Consider the following 16,953-nt stretch of genomic DNA (forward strand, 5'->3'; position numbering starts at 1 on the left):
CGAGGGGTGGACGTTGCGAAGCGCATCGCGGAACTGGCCGCCGAGGTCAAGCGGCTGAACGACCTGTACTACGGCGGCGGCGACAGCCCCCTGCCCGACGCCGACTACGACGCGTTGAAGGACGAGCTGGCGGCGCTGGTCGCCGAGCATCCGGAGCTGGAGCCGGCCGACAGCCCGCTGGGGAAGGTCAACGCGCCGGCGGAGCTGACCGGCCCGACCGTGCGCCACGCGCGCCCGATGCTGTCGCTGGCCAAGGCCACCGGCGAGGAGCAGATCCGCGCGTTCTGCGAGCGGTTCGGCGGCCAGGTCTTCCGCGTGTCGGAGAAGCTCGACGGGCTCTCGCTCTCCGTCGTCTACACCGACGGCGGGCTCGACTACGTCGCCACCCGCGGCACCGGCGCGGTCGGTGAGCTGGTGACCGAGAAGGTCCGGCACGTGATCCCGGGCCTGCCGGCCCGGATCGCGGAGCCGGGGCGGGTCGAGGTGCGCGGCGAGGCGGTGATGCTGCGGTCGGTGTGGGCGGCCTACAACGAGGCGCATCCGGACCGCACGCTGACCAACCCGCGCTCGGGCGCCGCCGGGACGCTGGTGCTCAAGGACCCCGAGGCGGCGGCGAAGGCGAACCGGCTGCTGCGGTTCTTCGCGTTCGGCGCCGACCGCCACGGCGCCGCGGTGGACCTCCCGGCGGGTTTCGAGGCGGTCGCCCAGTACGTGTGCGCGAGCGCCGACGAGGTGATCGAGGCCATCCACGAGATCGGCGCCCGCCGCGACGGGCTTGACTACGACATCGACGGCGCGGTCGTGCGGCTGCACGAGCCGGCGGCGTTCGACGCGGCGGGCTTCAACAGCGCCGAGCCGCGCGGGGCGATCGCGTTCAAGTACCCGCCGGAGGAGAAGCTGACCACGCTGCTGTCGGTGGAATGGCCGGTCGGCAAGATCGGCCGCGTCCCGCCGCGCGCGAAGGTCGCGCCGGTGTTCGTCGGCGGCGTGACGGTGGAGAACATCACCCTGCACAACCCGCGGCTGATCCGCGAGCGCGACCTGCGGATCGGCGACACGGTGGCGGTCGTGCGGCGCGGCGACGTGATCCCGTTCGCCGGCCGTTCCCTTCCGGAGCGGCGCGACGGCAGCGAGGTCGAGATCGTCCCGCCGGTGCACTGCCCCTCGTGCGGCTCGGAGCTGGAGGTCCGCGGCACCGGCGAGGAGCGCTGGTGCCTGAACCTGCAATGCCCGGCGCAGGCGACCCGCCGCCTGATGCACTGGGCGTCGCGGCAGGCGGCCGACATGGAGGGCGTCGGCGACACCTGGATCGAGAAGCTCGCCGAGGACGGCGTGCTGAGGCGCCGCAGCGACTTCTACGACCTGACCGCCGACCAGCTGCTCGACTACGAGCGGATGGGCGAGGTCAGCGCCCGGAACATGGTCGAGTCGATCGCGGCGTCCAAGGACGTGGGGCTGCGGCGCGCGCTGATCGGGCTGGCGATCCCGATGGCCTCCGAGGGCACGGCCAAGCGCCTGTGCCTGGCCGGGTACGAGCGCATCGAGGACGTCGCGGCGGCCACCGCCGAGGAACTGGTGGCGATCCGCGACATCGGGCCGAAGGTCGCCGAGAGCATCGCGGGCTTCTTTGCCCGCCCGGAGGTCCAGGAGGAGATCGCGGCGCTGCGCGAGCGCGGCGTGAACCTCGACGTGCTGGACGAGGACCGGCCGGTCGACGCCGCGGCCGCGGGCGACTCGCCGCTCAAGGGCAGGTCGGTCGTGATCACCGGCGCGTTCACCGACCCCCGCTCGGGCGCCAAGATCAGCCGTCCGGACGTCACCCGCCTGGTCGAGCAGGCCGCCGCCACCACCGCCTCCTCGGTCTCGGCCGCCACCGACTACCTGCTCACCGGCGACAACGTCGGCGCCGCCAAGACCACCAAGGCCGAGAAGCTCGGCGTCACGGTCGTCGCCCAGGACGAGCTGTGGCGCTGGCTCGCCGAAGCGGGCGTCGTCTGAACCGGCGCGGCCGGCCCGGAGCCGGGCCCGGGAGCGCGGAGGGGGGCCTGGCGCAGGGCGCCCTCGCGTGACGGGCCGGGCGCCCGCGGCCGCGCGCACGGAGGGTGAGAGGTGATCAGAGGTAGAGGCCGGTGCCGTGTTCGGGGCGTTCGCTGGCGATGGCGTGCAGGTCGCGCTCGCGCATGACCAGGTAGTTCTCGCCCTGGATCTCGACCTCGTACTGGTCGTCGGGATGGAAGAGGACGCGGTCGCCGACCTTGACGGCGCGCGCGTGATGCCCGACGCCGCAGACCTCGCCCCACACCAGCCGGTTCGATTGCTCGACCGTGGCGGGGATGACGATGCCGCCGGTGCTGCGGCGCTCGCCGGCCTCCTTCTCGACCTTGATCATGACGCGGTCGTGGAGCATCTGGACTTCGAACTTGGGCTGGGACACGCTGGGATTTTAGCCGCCCGCGGAGGGCAGGGCGGCCCAGCCGTCGGCGATGATCTCCCGGAGGGCGGACCGGGCCGGGCGCCAGCCCAGGTCGCGGCGGGCGGCGCGGGCGTCGCAGACCAGCAGCGGCGGCTCCGGCCGGGGCGGGCGGCGCACGGCCGGCACGGCCCGGCCGGTCACGTCCTCGACGGCCGTGATCACTTCGAGGACGGACGCGCCGGCGCCGGTGCCGATGTTGTAGACGCGGTCGCGGCCCGGCTCGGTGGTCTCCAGGGCGCGGACGTGGGCGGCGGCGAGATCGTCGACGTGCAGGTACTCGCGGACGGCGGAGCCGTCGCCGTTGATCTCCAGATGCGGGGCATGGCCGGCGGCGACGGCGAGGGCCGCGGGGATCAGCCGGGTGCGGTCGGGGTCGGGACGGCCCGCGACCGACCCGGCGACGTTGAACGTGCGCAGCACGGTGGCGCCGGCCGCGCCGATACGGGCGTGGAAGCGGACCACCTGCTCGGCGGCCAGCTTGGACGCGCCGTACGGGCTGCTCGGGTCGGGCACCTGCGTCTCGGGGATCGGCTGCCGGTCCGGCGTGCCGTAGACGGCGGCGGTGGAGCCGTACACGATGCGGGTGGTCTCCCGTGGCAGCGCCTCCAGGAGGTTGACCGTCCCCTGCACGTTGGCGGTGAAGAAGCGCAGCGGGTCGGCGAACGACTCGCGCACGCGGGTCAGCGCGGCCAGGTGGCAGACGGCGTCGTACGGCTCGTCCATGACGGCCCGCAGGCCGGCCGGGTCGAGCAGGTCGCCGATGACGGGGCGAACGCCCGGCGGGACGTCCCGGCCGGCATGGCGGACCAGGCCGGACACCCGGTGGCCGGCGGCGAGCAGCCGGAGCCCGACGGCGTAACCGACATAGCCGGCCGCGCCGGTCACGAGTATCCGCATGCGCCCCAGCATCGCGGGGCGCGGCGGCGTAGGCAACGTCAGGCGGTGGAGCGGCGGGGGAGGGCCGAGGCCGACTGGACGGCGGCGGCCTCGGCGGCCGCGGGCCGCTCGTACCGGGGGAAGACGGCCAGCGCGATGAGCGCGAGGGTGAAGCCGGCGGCGCGCAGCGCGAACGAGCCCGACTCGCGGGGCCACTCCTCGCCGAACAGCACGACGCTGCTGAGCACCAGGTACGCGCGGCCGATGACGGTGAGCACGGTGGCGACGATGGCGACCCGGCAGCGCTGGAGGGCGATCTGCAACTGGAGCAGGGCGAGCCCGGCCATGCCGAGGGTGAGGTACGGGTACGGGGAGGCGAGGACGCTGACGACGCTGCCGGTGTCCTCGTACACGAGCGAGATGCCGCGGATGCCCGCCTCGCCCAGGCCGGCGCAGGCTCCGGCGCCGATCCCGTACGCGACGCCGGCGAGCTTGCGGGCGTGCCGGCCGCCGGCCCGGCGGTCGCCGACCAGCCACACCAGCGCGGCGACGATGAGGGCGGGCGCCATGACGGCGAGCATCAGCCAGGGGGCCTTGAGCGTGTCCAGCAGGGAGGTCTCGGCGGTGAGTGGGCCCTCGGAGCCGGCGGACAGCCCGATCAGGATCGTGGCCAGGACGAAGAGCGCGACGCTGAACCACTCGCGGGCGTTGAGCCGCTCGCCCAGGAACCACACGGCGTACACCACGAGCAGGACCAGGCTCAGCGCGAAGATCGGCTGGGCGACCGCCAGCGGCATCGCCGTGAACGCGACGACCTGGTACGCGAGCCCGAGGAACAGGATGAGGCCGCCGGAGAACCACACCGGATCGGTGATCATGTGCCAGGCGACGTGGAACGGGCGGCTGCCGCGCAGCGGCGGCATCCGGGCGGCGGCCAGCCGGAACACCAGGAAGGCGACGTAGTAGGCGCTCGTCGACAGCAGCGCCAGGGCGGCGTATCCGAGGTCGTGACCCATCGGGTGAGGGACCTTTCAGCAGCGGGAGGCAGGGTCCGATGCGCCGGCGCGCCCCCACGCCGGTGATCAGACACCCTGCCGCGTTCCACGGCGCGTGACAAGACCGTAACGTCGGATTGGCGCGACCGTAACCGAGGGTTTCTGCGCGTTCGCGGAACGTGTCCGCGGGACGGCCGCGCGCCGGGAGCGCGTCAGTCGTAGCTGCGGCCGGCCCGCGAGGAGAGCCTGCCGACCAGGTCGCGCGGCACCAGCCGGCTGAGCCCGACGATCGCCTTGTACTGGGCGCCCGGCACGCTGATCCCCACGCCTCGGCGCAGGTCGCGCAGCGCGGCGTCCACGACCTTGTCGCGGTCCAGCCACATGAACTCGGGGATCCCGGAGACGTCCATCCCGGCCCGCTCGTGGAACTCGGTCCGCACGAACCCCGGGCACAGCGCCATCACGCGCACCCGGCCGCCCGCCCGGCCGGCGATGTCCTGCGCCACGCCCTGGCTGAACGACACCACCCACGCCTTGGAGGCGCCGTACGTGCCGCGCGTCGCGAACGCCGACACCGACGACACGTTGACGATCCCGCCCCGGCCGCGTTCGAGCATCCCCGGCAGCACCGCGTGGGTCAGCCGCAGCACGGCCTCGCAGTGCACCTTCAGCATGGTCACCTCGTCGGCGACCGGGACGTCGAGGAACGTGCCCTTGTTGCCGAACCCGGCGTTGTTGACGAGCAGGTCCACGTCGGCGGGGCCCTTGCGGCAGCGTTCCTCGACCGCGGCGAGCCCCTCCTCCGCGGAGAGGTCCGCGGGCAGGGTCTCGGCGCTGATCCCGTACGCGCCGCGCAGGTCGCGGGCGGTGTCCTCGAGCCGCGCGGCGTCGCGGGCGACGAGCACGAGGTCGAATCCGTCGGAGGCCAGGCGGCGGGCGAAGGCGGCGCCGATGCCCGCCGTGGCCCCGGTGATGAGAGCGGTCGGCATGGGACGAGCCTAGGTCGGCGCGCTACCAGGTGGTAGTGCCGGAAGCGGCCGCGGCGCGCCGCGCGACGAAGTGCCGCGGGTCGGGGCGGCGGGTGGCGCGGCGGTAGGCGAAGGTGAACCCGGGCCAGTTGTTGACCACCTTGCCGTCGGCGTTCATGTACCAGCTGTCGCAGCCGGACGCCCAGACGGTGCCGCGCAGCCGCTCCTGCATCTCGCGGCCGAACGCGTCCTGGACGTCGGGCCGCACGTCGATCCAGTCGAGCCCGGCCTCCAGCATCGCGCGCAGGCAGCCCAGCACGTACCGGAACTGCGACTCCAGCATGTAGATGATCGAGTTGTGGCCGAGGTTGGTGTACGGCCCGTACAACAGGAACAGGTTCGGGAAGCCGCTGACGGTGATGCCGAGATGGGCCTCGGCGCCGCCGCGCCACGCCTCGTCCAGGTCCCGGCCGCCGCGTCCGGTGACCTTCATCGGGGCCAGGAAGCCCGAGGTCGCGAAGCCGGTGGCGTACACGAGCACGTCCGCCTGGAACTCCCGCCCGTCCCGGGTCCGCACGCCGGCCGGGACGATCTCCTCGATCGGGTCGGTGACCAGCTCCACGTGCGGCTCGGCGAGCGCGGGGTAGTAGTCGCTGGAGATCAGGATGCGCTTGCAGCCCATCGGGTAGTCGGGCGTCAGCTTGCGGCGCATCTCGGGGTCGGGGACCTGCTCCTCCAGTTGCTGCCGGAAGCGGCGGCTCAGCATCTCCATGAGGCGCGGGTACTTGATGAAGCCGAGCGCCCGCGACTCGTACAGCGAGTAGATCCGGGCGCGGCTCAGCTCCCAGGTGCCCGGGACGCTCCTGAGCAGCGCCTTCTCCCAGCCCCTGTACGCCCGGTCGGGCTTGTCGATCACGTACGGCGCGGACCGCTGGAACACGGTCAGCCGGCCCGCCTCCCGCGCGATCTCCGGGATGATCTGGATCGCGCTGGCGCCCGTGCCGATCACCGCGACGCGCTTTCCGGCGAGGTCGGCGCCGTGGTCCCAGCGGGCGGAGTGGAACGCGGTGCCCTGGAACGATCCGCGCCCGGGGATCGGCGGCGGCACCGGCCGGTTGAGCTGCCCGCACGCCGAGACCACCACCCGCGCGGCCAGCTCGCCCCGGGTGGTGGAGATCCGCCAGAGTCCCGCGTCCTCGTCGAAGCGGGCCTCGGTCACCTCCGTGCCGAACCGGATCCATGGCAGCACGCCGTGCTCGCGGGCGGTGTCGCGCAGGTAGTCGAGGATCTCGTTCTGCGGCGGGAAGCGGCGGGTCCAGTCGGTCTTGCGGTCGAAGGAGAAGGAGTAGAGGTGCGAGGGCACGTCGCAGGCCGCGCCCGGGTAGGTGTTGTCGCGCCAGGTGCCGCCCAGCCCGCCGGCCTTCTCCAGGACGACCACGTCCCGGTACCCGTTCTGCCGGAGCCGGATCGCCATGCCGATCCCGCCGAACCCGCTTCCGATGATCACGACGTCGTGCGGAGAGCCCATGCTGCCGTCCTGCCGTCTCGGATCCGAACTTCGTTCTGTTTTGCTCCGTCGAGCGTAGGTGACCCCTGGGTCAGTTGAACAGGAGGCAACTTCGGAAACGCCGTGGAGTAAGGGGAAACGGGCGGGTTCTGTCCGACCTGCGTGCCAAGATCCACGCATGCCGAACGACAACGCCCCCCAGGACGGCGCCGCCTTGGACGAGGCGCCTCCCCTGGCCGACACGCTGCCCCCGGCCGACGCGAAGGCCCTCGACGCGCACCTGATCCGGCTCCAGGCCCCGCGGCCCGGCCGCAGATGGCGCGACCGCACGCTGGAGCTGCTGCAGATCCCGGGGACGCGCGACCACGTTCGGCGGAAGGTGGGCCACTGGGCGGCCGCGCCGGTCGCCCCTTCGGAGCGCGGCCACGCCCACGACGGCGACGTCCTCCTGGGGGACGACCACGCGGCGGGCCGCGGGCACCTGTGGGCGGCCGCCCTGGCCGGCGGCGAGGACACGCTCGGCGATCTGGTGGCGGTCGTCCGGCGCCTCGGGTACGCCTCCGGCGAGAGGATCTGGGACGCCGCGCTGGCCAACGCGGGCATCAACGCGCTCGGCGCCTTCCCCGGCCCCGCCGCCCTGGACGCGCTGCGCGGCCTGGAGAAGGAACTGCGCTACCCGGGTGCGCGCAAGCAGGTGCAGAACGCGATCGAGGCCGCGGCCGGGCGGCAGGGCATCACGCCCGGCCAGCTGCTCGAACGCGCCGTACCCGACCACGGGCTGGGGGCGTCCGGGTCGCTGGCGCGCGAGTTCGGCGAGCACCAGGCGGTGCTGGAGATCGCGGACCCGGCGACCGTGCGGCTGGTCTACGTCGGCGCCGAGGGCCGCGCGCTGCGCACCGTGCCCGCCGCCCTCAAGGCCGGCCACGCGGCGGCGGTCGGGGAGCTGAAGGCGCTGGCCAAGGCGGTGCGCGGCACGCTGGCCGCCGAGCGCGCCCGCGTCGAGGGGCTGATGTCGGCCGACCGCTCCTGGCCGTACGCGGAGTGGTGCCGCTACTACCGCGACCATCCGGTCACCGGCGCGATCACGCGCAACCTGATCTGGGAGTTCGAGGGCGCCGACGGGGTGTGGCGGGCGGCCACCCCGGGCGACGGCGTCCTGGTGACGGTCGGCGGCGACGCCCTGTCGGTCCCGGCCGGCGGCGCGCGGGTCCGGCTGTGGCATCCGCTGCGGGCGACGGCGCCGCAGGTGCGGGCCTGGCGGGCGTTCGTGACCGACAACGAGATGCGCCAGCCGTTCAAGCAGGCGTTCCGCGAGATCTACCTGCTCACCCCGGCGGAGGAGGCGACCGCGGCGTACTCCAACCGGTTCGCCGCCCACGTCGTGCGCTACCCGCAGCTGTACGCGCTGTTCAAGGCGCGCGGCTGGCGGTCCAACTTCCTCGGCGGCCACAGCGACGGCTTCGAGGGCCGCGCCAAGGGCACCTTCGCCGAGGGCGCCTGGCAGGCGGTGTTCTTCCATGAGAACGCCGACGAGGAGGCACGGTACCGGCCCGCGTACGCCACCACCGACCAGGTGCGGTTCGAGCGGCGCGACGGGAACCGCTGGAGCGAGACCCCGGTCGCGGAGGTGCCGCAGGTCGTGTTCAGCGAGGCGATGCGGGACGTGGACCTGTTCGTCGGCGTCACGTCGATCGCCGCCGATCCGGAGTGGGCCGACCGGGGCGAGGACCGCTATGCGGACTACTGGCGGCAGGCGAGTCTCGGCGACCTCACGGCGAACGCCGAGGTGCGGCGGGACGCGCTGGCCCGGATCCTGCCGCGCACGAAGATCGCCGGACGGTGCTCGATCGAGGGCCGCTACCTGGTGGTTCGGGGCGACCTGCGCACGTACAAGATCCACTTGGGCAGCGCCAACATCCTGATGGAACCGGACGACGCGTACCTGTGCGTCGTCCCGTCCGCCCGCCGCACCCCGGGCAAGGTGTTCCTGCCGTTCGAGGACGAGCGCCTGTCGCTGATCCTCAGCAAGGCGCTGCTGCTGGCCGCCGACAGCACCATCACCGACGAGACGATCATCAGGCAGATCAAGGGGGACCGGTGAGCGGCACCGCCGACGGCCTCGGCGACGAGGAGCTCGCGGCACGGCTCGCCGAGGCGTACACCGGCGGCCTGTACCAGCGGACGGCGCTCACGAACGATCTCGCCGCGCGCCCGTTCACGGTCGGGCCGCGCACGTGCGAGCGCCTGTACGAGATCCTCGTGTCGCACGCCGAGGAGGACGATCGCGACCCCGACCTCCGCTTCGGGCTGAGCGCGCTGCTGCGCTGCGACGGCCCGTGGCCGGACGGGACTCCCGGGCGGGCCCGCCGGCTCGTCCGGTACGTCCTGGACCGGCGCGACCCCACGTCCGCCCCGTACGCGCTGCTCGGCACCGCCGCCCTCGCCGGCCCGGACGCCTACCGCGAGGTCGTCGAACGGCTCACGTCCGGCGACGGCCCCATCCGGGCGGACGAGCTGGCCTGGCTGGAGGAGTGGGGCACGGGGAACGCGGGGAACGCGGGGAACGCGGGGAACGCGGGCAATGTGGAGGGCTTCGCCTTGCTGGCGGAAGTGGGCGAGAAGGTGTGGAACTACGGCGACTGGTTCCCTCCGCTCCAGGACGCGTGGAAGCGGCTGTTGGGGCGCGGCTACCTGGCGTTCTCGCGGCGCGCGCTGGAGGCGGCCGAGGCCCGGGTCGCGGCGATCCAGGCCGGGGAGATCCCGTTCAAGGCCGACAAGGCGTTCACCTCCCGGGAGGTGGCGATCCTCGGGCGCGCGGCGCGGCTGGCGCTGGAACGCGACGAGCCCTGGCTGCCGGACCTGCTCGTCCGGCTGCTGCGCGGGGTCGCGGTCGCGCCGTCCGCCGCTGTGAAGAACCTGCCGTCCCAGGCGCTGCTGTTCGAGCTGGCCCGCGCCGCCGAGGAGGTGCCCACCCCCGAGCTGGTCACCGCGCTGCGCGAGGCCCGCGGGATCGTCCGGCACGCGGGCGTCCGCAAGCAGCTCGACCGGAAGTGGAAGAAGATCGACGCGGCGCTCGCCGAGCGCGCCGACGTCGCGCTGCGGCTGCCGGACCTGGGCTTCGCCCCCGACGGCACGCGCACGACGCGGCTGGGCGAGTACGAGGCGGTGATCACCGTCGGCGCGGCCGGCGCCGAGCTTGCCTGGCGCGGGCCCGGCGGCAGGCCGCTGAAGTCCGTGCCGGCCGCCGTGCGGCGCGACCACGGCCCCGCGGTCAAGGAGCTGCGCGAGCTGGTCAAGCGCACCGGCGTGCACCTCACCACGCTGGCCCGCGTCCTGGAGGGCGGGCTGCCGGGCGAGGTCGCGATGCCGTACGGCGAGTGGCGCGACCGGCTGGGCGCCCACCCGGTCGCCGCGGCGGTCGCCCGGCGCCTGATCTGGGAGGCCGAGACCGCCCCCGGCGAATGGCGCGCCTGGCTCCCGGCCGAGGAGGAGCCGGTGTGCGAGGACGAGGCGGTGGCCGTCCGGCTCTGGCATCCGATCCGCGCCACCGTGGACGAGGTCCGCGCCTGGCGCGACCTGATCACCGAGCGGCGGGTGCGGCAGCCGTTCAAGCAGGCGTTCCGGGAGATCTACCTGCTGACCCCGGCGGAGGTGGAGACCGGCGTCTACTCCAACCGGTACGCCGCCCACATCCTGCGTTACAAGCAGCTGTTCGCGCTGCTCAGGGCGCGGGGCTGGGCGAGCGGCATGCTCGGCCCCTGGGACGGCGGGCAGGACGCCGTCGCGCACCGCGTGCTCGCCTCGGGGGAGTGGCGGGCCGCGTTCCACCACGAGTACGTGGAGCCGCTGTACGACTTCGAGCTGTGCACCACCGACCAGGTGCGGCTGTCGCGGCGCGCGGGCGACGGCTGGCGCGGGGTGCCGCTGTCCGAGGCGCCCGCCGTGGTGTTCAGCGAGGTCATGCGGGACGTGGACCTGTTCGTCGGGGTGACGTCCGTGGCCGCCGACCCGGAGTGGGCCGACCGGGGCGAGGACCGGTACGCGGACTACTGGCACCGCGCGAGCTTCGGCGACCTGACCGCGTCCGCCGAGGTGCGGCGGGACGCGCTGGCCCGGATCCTGCCGCGTACGAAGATCGCCGACCGCTGCTCGATCGAGGGCCGCTACCTGGTGGTGCGGGGCGACCTGCGCACGTACAAGATCCACTTGGGCAGCGCCAACATCCTGATGGAGCCGGACGGCGCCTACCTGTGCATCGTCCGCTCCGCGTCCGGCGGCCCCGGCAAGGTCTTCCTGCCGTTCGAGGAGGACCGGCTCGCGCTGATCCTCAGCAAGGCGTTCCTGCTGGCCGCCGACACCGCGATCGAGGACCCGTCCACCATGGGCCAGATCAAGCGAGGTGCCTGATGCCCGCCGTGACCTTCCGCGACGAGACCGCGACCGGCACCGAGCTGGCCGCGTTCCAGGTGGCGGACCTGCCCGCCGTGATGACCGCCCGCGAGCTGATCAGGCTGCGGGTCCGCGAGGAGGTCGCCCGCTTCAACGCGCGGCCCGCCGACCGCTTCAACGGCCTGGTCCGGCCGGACGACGCCGAGGTCGAGCTGAACGGCTACCGGCTGCGCGAGGCGCGCAGGCTGGACTGGGAGCGGCAGGCCGCGGTCGCCGAGAAGGCGTTCCTGTCCAACGGCTTCTTCATGCTGGCCGGCGACCGCCAGGTGGAGGACCTGGACGAGGAGATCGACCTGACCGGCGACCCGGAACTGGTGTTCATCAAGCTCGTCCCGCTCGCCGGCGGCTGACCCGGCCGCCGGCCGGGGGTCAGTTCAGCAGGCCCAGCTCGTGCGCGCGGCGGCCCGCCTGGAAGCGGGAGTCGGCGTCCAGCAGCGTGAGGATCTCCGCGACCCGGCGGCGGTAGGTGCGCAGCGACAGCCCGAGCCGGCGGGCGGCCGTCTCGTCCTTGTACCCGCCGCCCAGCAGCCGCAGGATCTCCAGGCTCTCCTCGCCGAGCGCGGGCGGCCGGCCCCGCCGGAAGCCGGCCAGCTCGACCGACGACTCCCAGGTCGCCCAGTAGAGCGTGCGCATGCTCGCGATCACGTCCGGCGACCGGACGATCGTGTACGTCCGCACGCCCCGCACCGGCGGGCCCGCCAGCACCGCCACCCGGCGGTCGATGATGATCGTCTCCTGCCGCAGCCGGGCGGTGGAGATCCGCACCTCGACCCCGCTCGCCGCCATCGCCAGCAGGTGCCGCTCGGACTCCTCGTCGGCCAGCGCCGCCGGGTTGTAGATCTTGCAGACGCGCAGCCCGGGCCGGCTCTCCCAGTGCGCCTTGATGATCTCCTCCCGGACCTCGGGCAACACCCACGTATTGAGGTCCGTCGCGGCGCAGACGAACTCCTCGCGGGCGTGGACGAACAGGTGGCCGGCGCGCTCGGCCAGCTCCACCTCGCCGCGCAGCGTGACGTTCAGGTCCTGATCGGCGCTCATCGCCCTCCAGTCTGCCCAAGCGCCGGGGTCCCGGCAATCTGGCAGCAAGCTGCCAACGCCGCGGGATCGGGCGGCCGGCCCGGCACAGTGAACGGCATGAGCGAACGACTGGACGGCAACTGGGAACTGGGCGGCGACCTGCGGATCGCCCGCATGGGGTTCGGCGCGATGCGGCTGGCGGCGAGCTCGATCGACGGCCCCGCCAACGACCGCGGGAACGGGATCGCGGTGGCGCGCCGCGCGGTGGAGCTGGGCGTGGACCACATCGACACCGCCGCCTTCTACGAGCGCGACGGGCTGGGGGCCAACGACATGCTCCGCGAGGCGCTGTCGCCGTACCCGGACGGCCTGGTGATCGCCACCAAGGTGGGTCCGTACAAGGGCCCGGACGACCCGGTCCCGACCGGCGAGGTGGCGGCCGGGGAGCTGCGCGGCGAGGTCGAGCGGAACCTGCGCGAGCTGGGCCTCGACCGGCTGGACCTGGTCAACCTGCGGGTCGGCGGGATGGCGCCGCCGCCCGACGACTCGATCGCCGAGCGGTTCGAGGTGCTGGCCGGGCTGCGCGAGGAGGGGCTGATCCGCCATCTCGGGGTCAGCCACGTGAGCCTGGCGCAGCTGGAGGAGGCCCGCCGGATCGCGCCGGTCGCGGCCGTGCAGAACTGGTTCGACGTGACCAGGCCGCAGGACGCGGCGATGCTGGGGCTGTGCGAGCGCGAGGGCATCGCGTACGTGCCGTACTTCCCGCTGGGCGGCTTCGGGATCCCGGACGCGCCGGAGCTGAAGGAGATCGCCGGGCGGCACGGCGCCACGGTGGCGCAGGTCCTGCTGGCCGGGCTGCTCGCGCTGTCCCCGGCGATGCTGGCGATCCCCGGCACGTCCTCCATCGCCCACCTGGAGGAGAACGTCGCCGCCGCCGGCCTCCGCCTCACCCCCGAGGACCTGGCCGAGATCGACCGGCTCGGCACCGCCTGACCCGGCCCCCTACCCTGTCCCGTACGGATCGGTACGGGACAGGGGAGCGATGTCGGCGACGCGGCTGCTGGTGCTGGGTGGGGTGCGCGGCGCGGGCCGGGCGAACGGCTACGAGATCCGCCGGGAGCTGCTGTCGTGGGGCTCCGACGAATGGGCCAACGTCAACCCGGGGTCGATCTACCACGCGCTCCGGCAGCTCACCAAGGAGGGGCTGCTGCGCTCGTACGAGGTCCCCGACAACGACGCCGGGCCGCCCCGCGTCGACTACGAGATCACCGAGGCGGGCACGGCGGAGTTCCTCCGCCTGCTGCGGAGCGCGATCACCGAGGTGGACACCCGGCGCCCCGAGCTGTTCTCGGCGGCGCTGGGCTTCCTCACCGAACTGCCGCGGGACGAGGCGATCGCGCTGTTCGAGCGGCGGCTGGAGGGCCTCGCGGAATGGCGGGCCACGGTCGCGCCGCACATCGGCGACGAGAGCGGGGCGGGGCCGCTCGACCACCTGAACGAGCTGCTCGGCTGGTGGGTCCACTCGGCGGACACCGGCGCCGAGTGGACCCGCGGGCTCATCGGGCGGCTGCGGGACGGCGCGTACGTCATGGCGGGGGAGCGGCCCCCGTCCCCGGCCTGAGCGCGCGGGCTCAGGCGAGGGCGACCAGCGCGCCGCGCAGCTCCGGGTCCAGGGTGTGGCCGGAGTCGAGGCGGGCGGTGGTGGCGTCCACGAAGTCGGCCGCCGACAGCTCCGCCGCGCGGCCGTCCAGCTCCACCCGGTAGCCGCCGGCGATCTCCTCCACCCGGACGGGGGAGTCCTTCTCCTCCAGCGCGAAGATCCCGACCTTGGCCCGCCAGGCCGTCCGCTCCGGCTCCTCGCCCGGCTCGACCGGGACGTCCACGTCGTCGGCGTGCGTGGCGTACTCCGAGGAGTAGTGCAGGGTCTGGAGGGCCACCGGGTACGGGCCCGCCATCGTGGCGAGGGTCGCGTTGCCGCCCAGCTCGCGCATCCGGTGGCGGGTGTCGCCGTTCTCGCGGCGCCATTCCGCCAGGACCTCCTCGACGGGCAGGCCGCGCCGCTGCCGCACGCACCACTCGTTGAACGCGCCGAGATCCTGGACGCCCTCCTTCTCCAGCCGGGCGAACAGGCCGTCGAGATCGTCGTCCAGGCAGGCGTGGTTGTACATCTCCTCGCCGGCCAGGTGGGCCAGCACGTCGCGGACCGACCAGCCCGCGCAGCGCGAGTCGTGGTCCCAGTCGGGCCCGGTCAGGCCGCCGAAGTAGGCGTCCAGCCGGGCCGCCTCGGCATCGAAGATCGCGAAGGGGTCCAGCCCCGAGAGAGTCGTCGGCTTCATGCCGGTATGCCTGCCCCCGTTCCGGGCGGGCGAACCGGCCGCGCGGAACGGCCCGGACGCCCGCTCAGGCGGCGGCCCGGGCGGCGGCTCGGGCGGGGCTCAGGTGTCGACGAACCCCTGCGGGACGATCACCCGCAGCGCGTTGCCGAGCAGCCGCACCGAGATCGGCGTACGGCCCCTGATCTCGCCGTCCACGTCCACCGACAGCGGCGGATCGGTGGTGATGTGCACCTGGTCGGTGGTGAGGAACTCCTCCTCGGCCAGCGTGCGCCGCGGCCCGGTCAGCACGTGCCGCGCCGTCGCCGACGCCAGCCGCAGCCGCCGGTGGTCGCCCAGCCGGTACACCGCCAGCAGCCGGTCGTCGGGGCTGGCGTCGCGGGCGATGCGGGTGCCGCTGTGGTGGGCGCCGTTGGCCACGTTCAGCTGGTGGGTGGCCATCTCGTACGTCTCGTCGCCGATCCGGATCGTGGCCTTGAACGCCTCGTGCCGGGGCAGCAGCCGGGCCGCCGTGACCGCGTACGCGGCGCGCCCGATCACCCGCTTCAGCTCGTGCGGCACCTGCTCGGCCACGTTCACCGACAGCCCGAGGCTCACCATGTTGGCGAAGATGTGCCTGGTCCCGGGCTCGCCGTCCGGGTCCGCCGCGTGCGCGCCGCCGGCCGGGGTGCCCTCGAACCAGCCGACGTCGACGTCGGCGACCTTGCCGTCGCGCAGCTCCCGGACCGCCCCCGCCAGGTCGAGCGGCAGCTCCAGGCTGCGCGCGAAGTTGTTGGTGGTGCCCAGCGGCAGCACCCCGAGCGCGATGTCGCGGTGCGCCAGATGGCCCACCGCCTCGGCGATCGTGCCGTCGCCGCCGCCCACGACCACCAGGTCGGGGTCCCTGGCCAGCACCTTCTCGAACAGCTCGCCCAGCCGGTCCGGCTCGCCGACCGGGTGCACCTCCGCGAACTCCAGCCCGGCCTCGTCCAGCAGGGCGCGGGCGGTGTCGTACAGCCGGCGGCCGCGCCGCGACCGGACGTTGACCATCAGGACCGCCCGGCCCGCCCCGCGGATCGCCGCTTCCAGCTCCGCCTTGCTCCGCATCTCGACCGGTCGTCTCCCTCCAGCGATTCCGGGGCACACCCTACCGGGCGCCCGGAATCCGCCCGTGACAGGTATTTTATATTCCGTTACCGTGCGTTGGTCCGCCGCCGATCCTGGGGATATTTCGGTTAATCCGGCGAGCGAAAGCGCGGGGCGAAAATATGTGGCGAACAGGTCTGCTCGGAGTGGGATTCATTGCGGGGGCGGCGGGCCTGCTGGCCTCCATCGCGCCCGGCGGGCCCGCGCCCGCGGCCACCCCGGCGGCCGACGACGGCGCCACCGTCGTCGGCGAGCGGTCGCCCGGCCCACGGCTGCTCGACCTCACCGTACGCTCGCCGGTCCTGGCCGGAATCGCGCACGTCCGGTTGCTGCTCCCGCCCGGCTGGTCCCGCGACGCGGCCCGTACCTGGCCGGTGCTGTGGCTCCTGCACGGCAGCGGCGCCGCCGCCGACCACACCTCCTGGAGCGTCCACACCGACCTCGAACGGATCGCCGGCGACCACGATGTGATCGTCGTCATGCCGGACGCCGGCCATTGCGGCAGCTATTCGGACTGGTGGAGTCGCGGGGCCGGCGGGCCGCCCAAGTGGGAGACGTTCCATCTGGCCGAACTGCGCCAGATTCTGGAACGCGGATATCGCGCCGGACCCGAACGCGCCGTCGCGGGCGCCGGAATGGGCGGGATGGGCGCGCTGGCGTACGCGGCGCGGCACCGCGGGCTGTTCCGGGCGGCCGCCTCGTTCAGCGGGGCCCTCAACACCCTACACCGCGACCCGGCCCGGCTCGACCTGCCCGACCTGGTGCAGCTGTCGGTCGAGATCGGCGGCGGGCCCGCGGACTGGACCGACCTGTGGGGCGACCCGGACGCGCAGCGCATGGTGTGGCGGCACCACAACCCGTACGACCTGGCCGACCGGCTGGCCGGCGTCCGGCTGTACGTCTCCTCCGGCGACGGCACCGCCGGCCCGTACGACCCGCGCCCCGGCACGGGCCCGGACCGCGTCGAGGCCCTGGCCCACCAGGTCGGGCAGGACTTCGCCGGCAAGCTCAAGAAGCTCGGCATCCCGGTCTCGACGCACTTCTACCCGGGCACCCACCGGTGGTCGTACTGGGGCCGCGAGCTGCACGCCGCGCTCCCCGTCCTGCTGGCCGAGATCCTCTGAGGCGCCGGGCGTCCAGGCGCCCCGGCTGCGGGCGGGCAGGTCCCGCTCAACGGACCGAGTCCCGTTCAGTGGGTGCCCGGATCCCG

General features: G+C 73.9%; 15 protein-coding genes. 7 read left to right on the plus strand and 8 right to left on the minus strand.

Going from position 1 to position 16,953, the window contains the following annotated elements; translation table 11 throughout:
- Window positions 1-6: 6 nt before the first annotated feature.
- Window positions 7-1,998: an NAD-dependent DNA ligase LigA gene (gene ligA / locus AB0881_RS31435; protein ID WP_366622752.1), complete on the plus strand. Its 1,992-nt coding sequence runs from the start codon at window positions 7-9 to the stop codon at window positions 1,996-1,998.
- Window positions 1,999-2,113: 115 nt separating this feature from the next.
- Here ligA and AB0881_RS31440 read toward each other — a convergent pair whose 3' ends face one another.
- The 5 genes from AB0881_RS31440 to AB0881_RS31460 all read right to left on the minus strand — a co-directional run bounded on the left by AB0881_RS31440 (window position 2,114) and on the right by AB0881_RS31460 (window position 6,840).
- Entirely contained in the window at window positions 2,114-2,434 is a 321-nt protein-coding gene (locus AB0881_RS31440; protein ID WP_366622754.1) for a co-chaperone GroES, read from the minus strand.
- 9 nt (window positions 2,435-2,443) lie between these two features.
- A complete protein-coding gene (locus AB0881_RS31445) occupies window positions 2,444-3,370 on the minus strand; it encodes an NAD-dependent epimerase/dehydratase family protein (protein WP_366622756.1) in 927 nt (308 codons plus the stop codon).
- A gap of 38 nt (window positions 3,371-3,408) precedes the next feature.
- Window positions 3,409-4,365: a DMT family transporter gene (locus tag AB0881_RS31450; protein ID WP_366622758.1), complete on the minus strand. Its 957-nt coding sequence runs from the start codon at window positions 4,363-4,365 to the stop codon at window positions 3,409-3,411.
- Window positions 4,366-4,556: 191 nt separating this feature from the next.
- Window positions 4,557-5,333, minus strand: coding sequence for an SDR family oxidoreductase (locus tag AB0881_RS31455; RefSeq protein WP_366622761.1), 777 nt, complete (start codon window positions 5,331-5,333; stop codon window positions 4,557-4,559).
- 22 nt (window positions 5,334-5,355) lie between these two features.
- Window positions 5,356-6,840, minus strand: coding sequence for an NAD(P)/FAD-dependent oxidoreductase (locus AB0881_RS31460; protein ID WP_366622763.1), 1,485 nt, complete (start codon window positions 6,838-6,840; stop codon window positions 5,356-5,358).
- A 157-nt stretch (window positions 6,841-6,997) separates the two neighbouring features.
- On the opposite strand from AB0881_RS31460, the gene AB0881_RS31465 reads away from it, so the two are divergent.
- Genes AB0881_RS31465 through AB0881_RS31475 form a run of 3 tightly spaced genes read left to right on the plus strand, consistent with a single transcriptional unit; the run spans window position 6,998 to window position 11,618 of the window.
- Complete coding sequence (locus AB0881_RS31465) at window positions 6,998-8,920, plus strand: DUF4132 domain-containing protein (protein ID WP_366622765.1); 1,923 nt, start codon at window positions 6,998-7,000, stop codon at window positions 8,918-8,920.
- On the plus strand, window positions 8,917-11,226 hold the full coding sequence (locus AB0881_RS31470) for a DUF4132 domain-containing protein (protein ID WP_366622766.1): 2,310 nt from the start codon (window positions 8,917-8,919) through the stop codon (window positions 11,224-11,226). The genes AB0881_RS31465 and AB0881_RS31470 overlap by 4 nt, the downstream gene beginning before the upstream one ends.
- The gene (locus AB0881_RS31475) at window positions 11,226-11,618 is read left to right on the plus strand and encodes a hypothetical protein (protein WP_366622768.1); all 393 of its coding nucleotides are present in this window, start codon (window positions 11,226-11,228) and stop codon (window positions 11,616-11,618) included. Before AB0881_RS31470 ends, AB0881_RS31475 begins: the two co-directional genes overlap by 1 nt.
- A gap of 19 nt (window positions 11,619-11,637) precedes the next feature.
- On the opposite strand, the gene AB0881_RS31480 is transcribed toward AB0881_RS31475, so the two are convergent.
- On the minus strand, window positions 11,638-12,306 hold the full coding sequence (locus tag AB0881_RS31480) for a DNA-binding response regulator (RefSeq protein ID WP_366622770.1): 669 nt from the start codon (window positions 12,304-12,306) through the stop codon (window positions 11,638-11,640).
- 96 nt (window positions 12,307-12,402) lie between these two features.
- Here AB0881_RS31480 and AB0881_RS31485 point away from each other — a divergent pair, with 96 nt between their 5' ends.
- Both AB0881_RS31485 and AB0881_RS31490 read left to right on the plus strand, forming a co-directional pair.
- Window positions 12,403-13,278, plus strand: coding sequence for an oxidoreductase (locus tag AB0881_RS31485; RefSeq protein ID WP_366622772.1), 876 nt, complete (start codon window positions 12,403-12,405; stop codon window positions 13,276-13,278).
- A gap of 49 nt (window positions 13,279-13,327) precedes the next feature.
- Window positions 13,328-13,906: a PadR family transcriptional regulator gene (locus AB0881_RS31490; RefSeq protein ID WP_366622774.1), complete on the plus strand. Its 579-nt coding sequence runs from the start codon at window positions 13,328-13,330 to the stop codon at window positions 13,904-13,906.
- 10 nt (window positions 13,907-13,916) lie between these two features.
- Here the strand turns inward: AB0881_RS31490 and AB0881_RS31495 are convergent, their stop codons facing one another.
- Together AB0881_RS31495 and AB0881_RS31500 are read right to left on the minus strand one after the other, a co-directional pair.
- Window positions 13,917-14,621, minus strand: a complete 705-nt coding sequence (locus AB0881_RS31495; protein WP_366622775.1) for a maleylpyruvate isomerase family mycothiol-dependent enzyme — start codon at window positions 14,619-14,621, stop codon at window positions 13,917-13,919.
- 99 nt (window positions 14,622-14,720) lie between these two features.
- Window positions 14,721-15,704: a diacylglycerol kinase family protein gene (locus AB0881_RS31500; RefSeq protein WP_366622776.1), complete on the minus strand. Its 984-nt coding sequence runs from the start codon at window positions 15,702-15,704 to the stop codon at window positions 14,721-14,723.
- Between the two features lie 185 nt (window positions 15,705-15,889).
- Between AB0881_RS31500 and AB0881_RS31505 the strand changes: the two genes are divergently transcribed.
- Window positions 15,890-16,867 carry an alpha/beta hydrolase-fold protein gene (locus tag AB0881_RS31505; protein WP_366622778.1) on the plus strand — a complete coding sequence of 326 codons (978 nt, stop codon included), beginning with the start codon at window positions 15,890-15,892 and terminating at the stop codon, window positions 16,865-16,867.
- The last annotated feature ends 86 nt before the right edge of the window (window positions 16,868-16,953 follow it).

It is taken from the genome of Spirillospora sp. NPDC029432 (assembly GCF_040703975.1).
Taxonomy (GTDB): Bacteria; Actinomycetota; Actinomycetes; order Streptosporangiales; family Streptosporangiaceae; genus Spirillospora.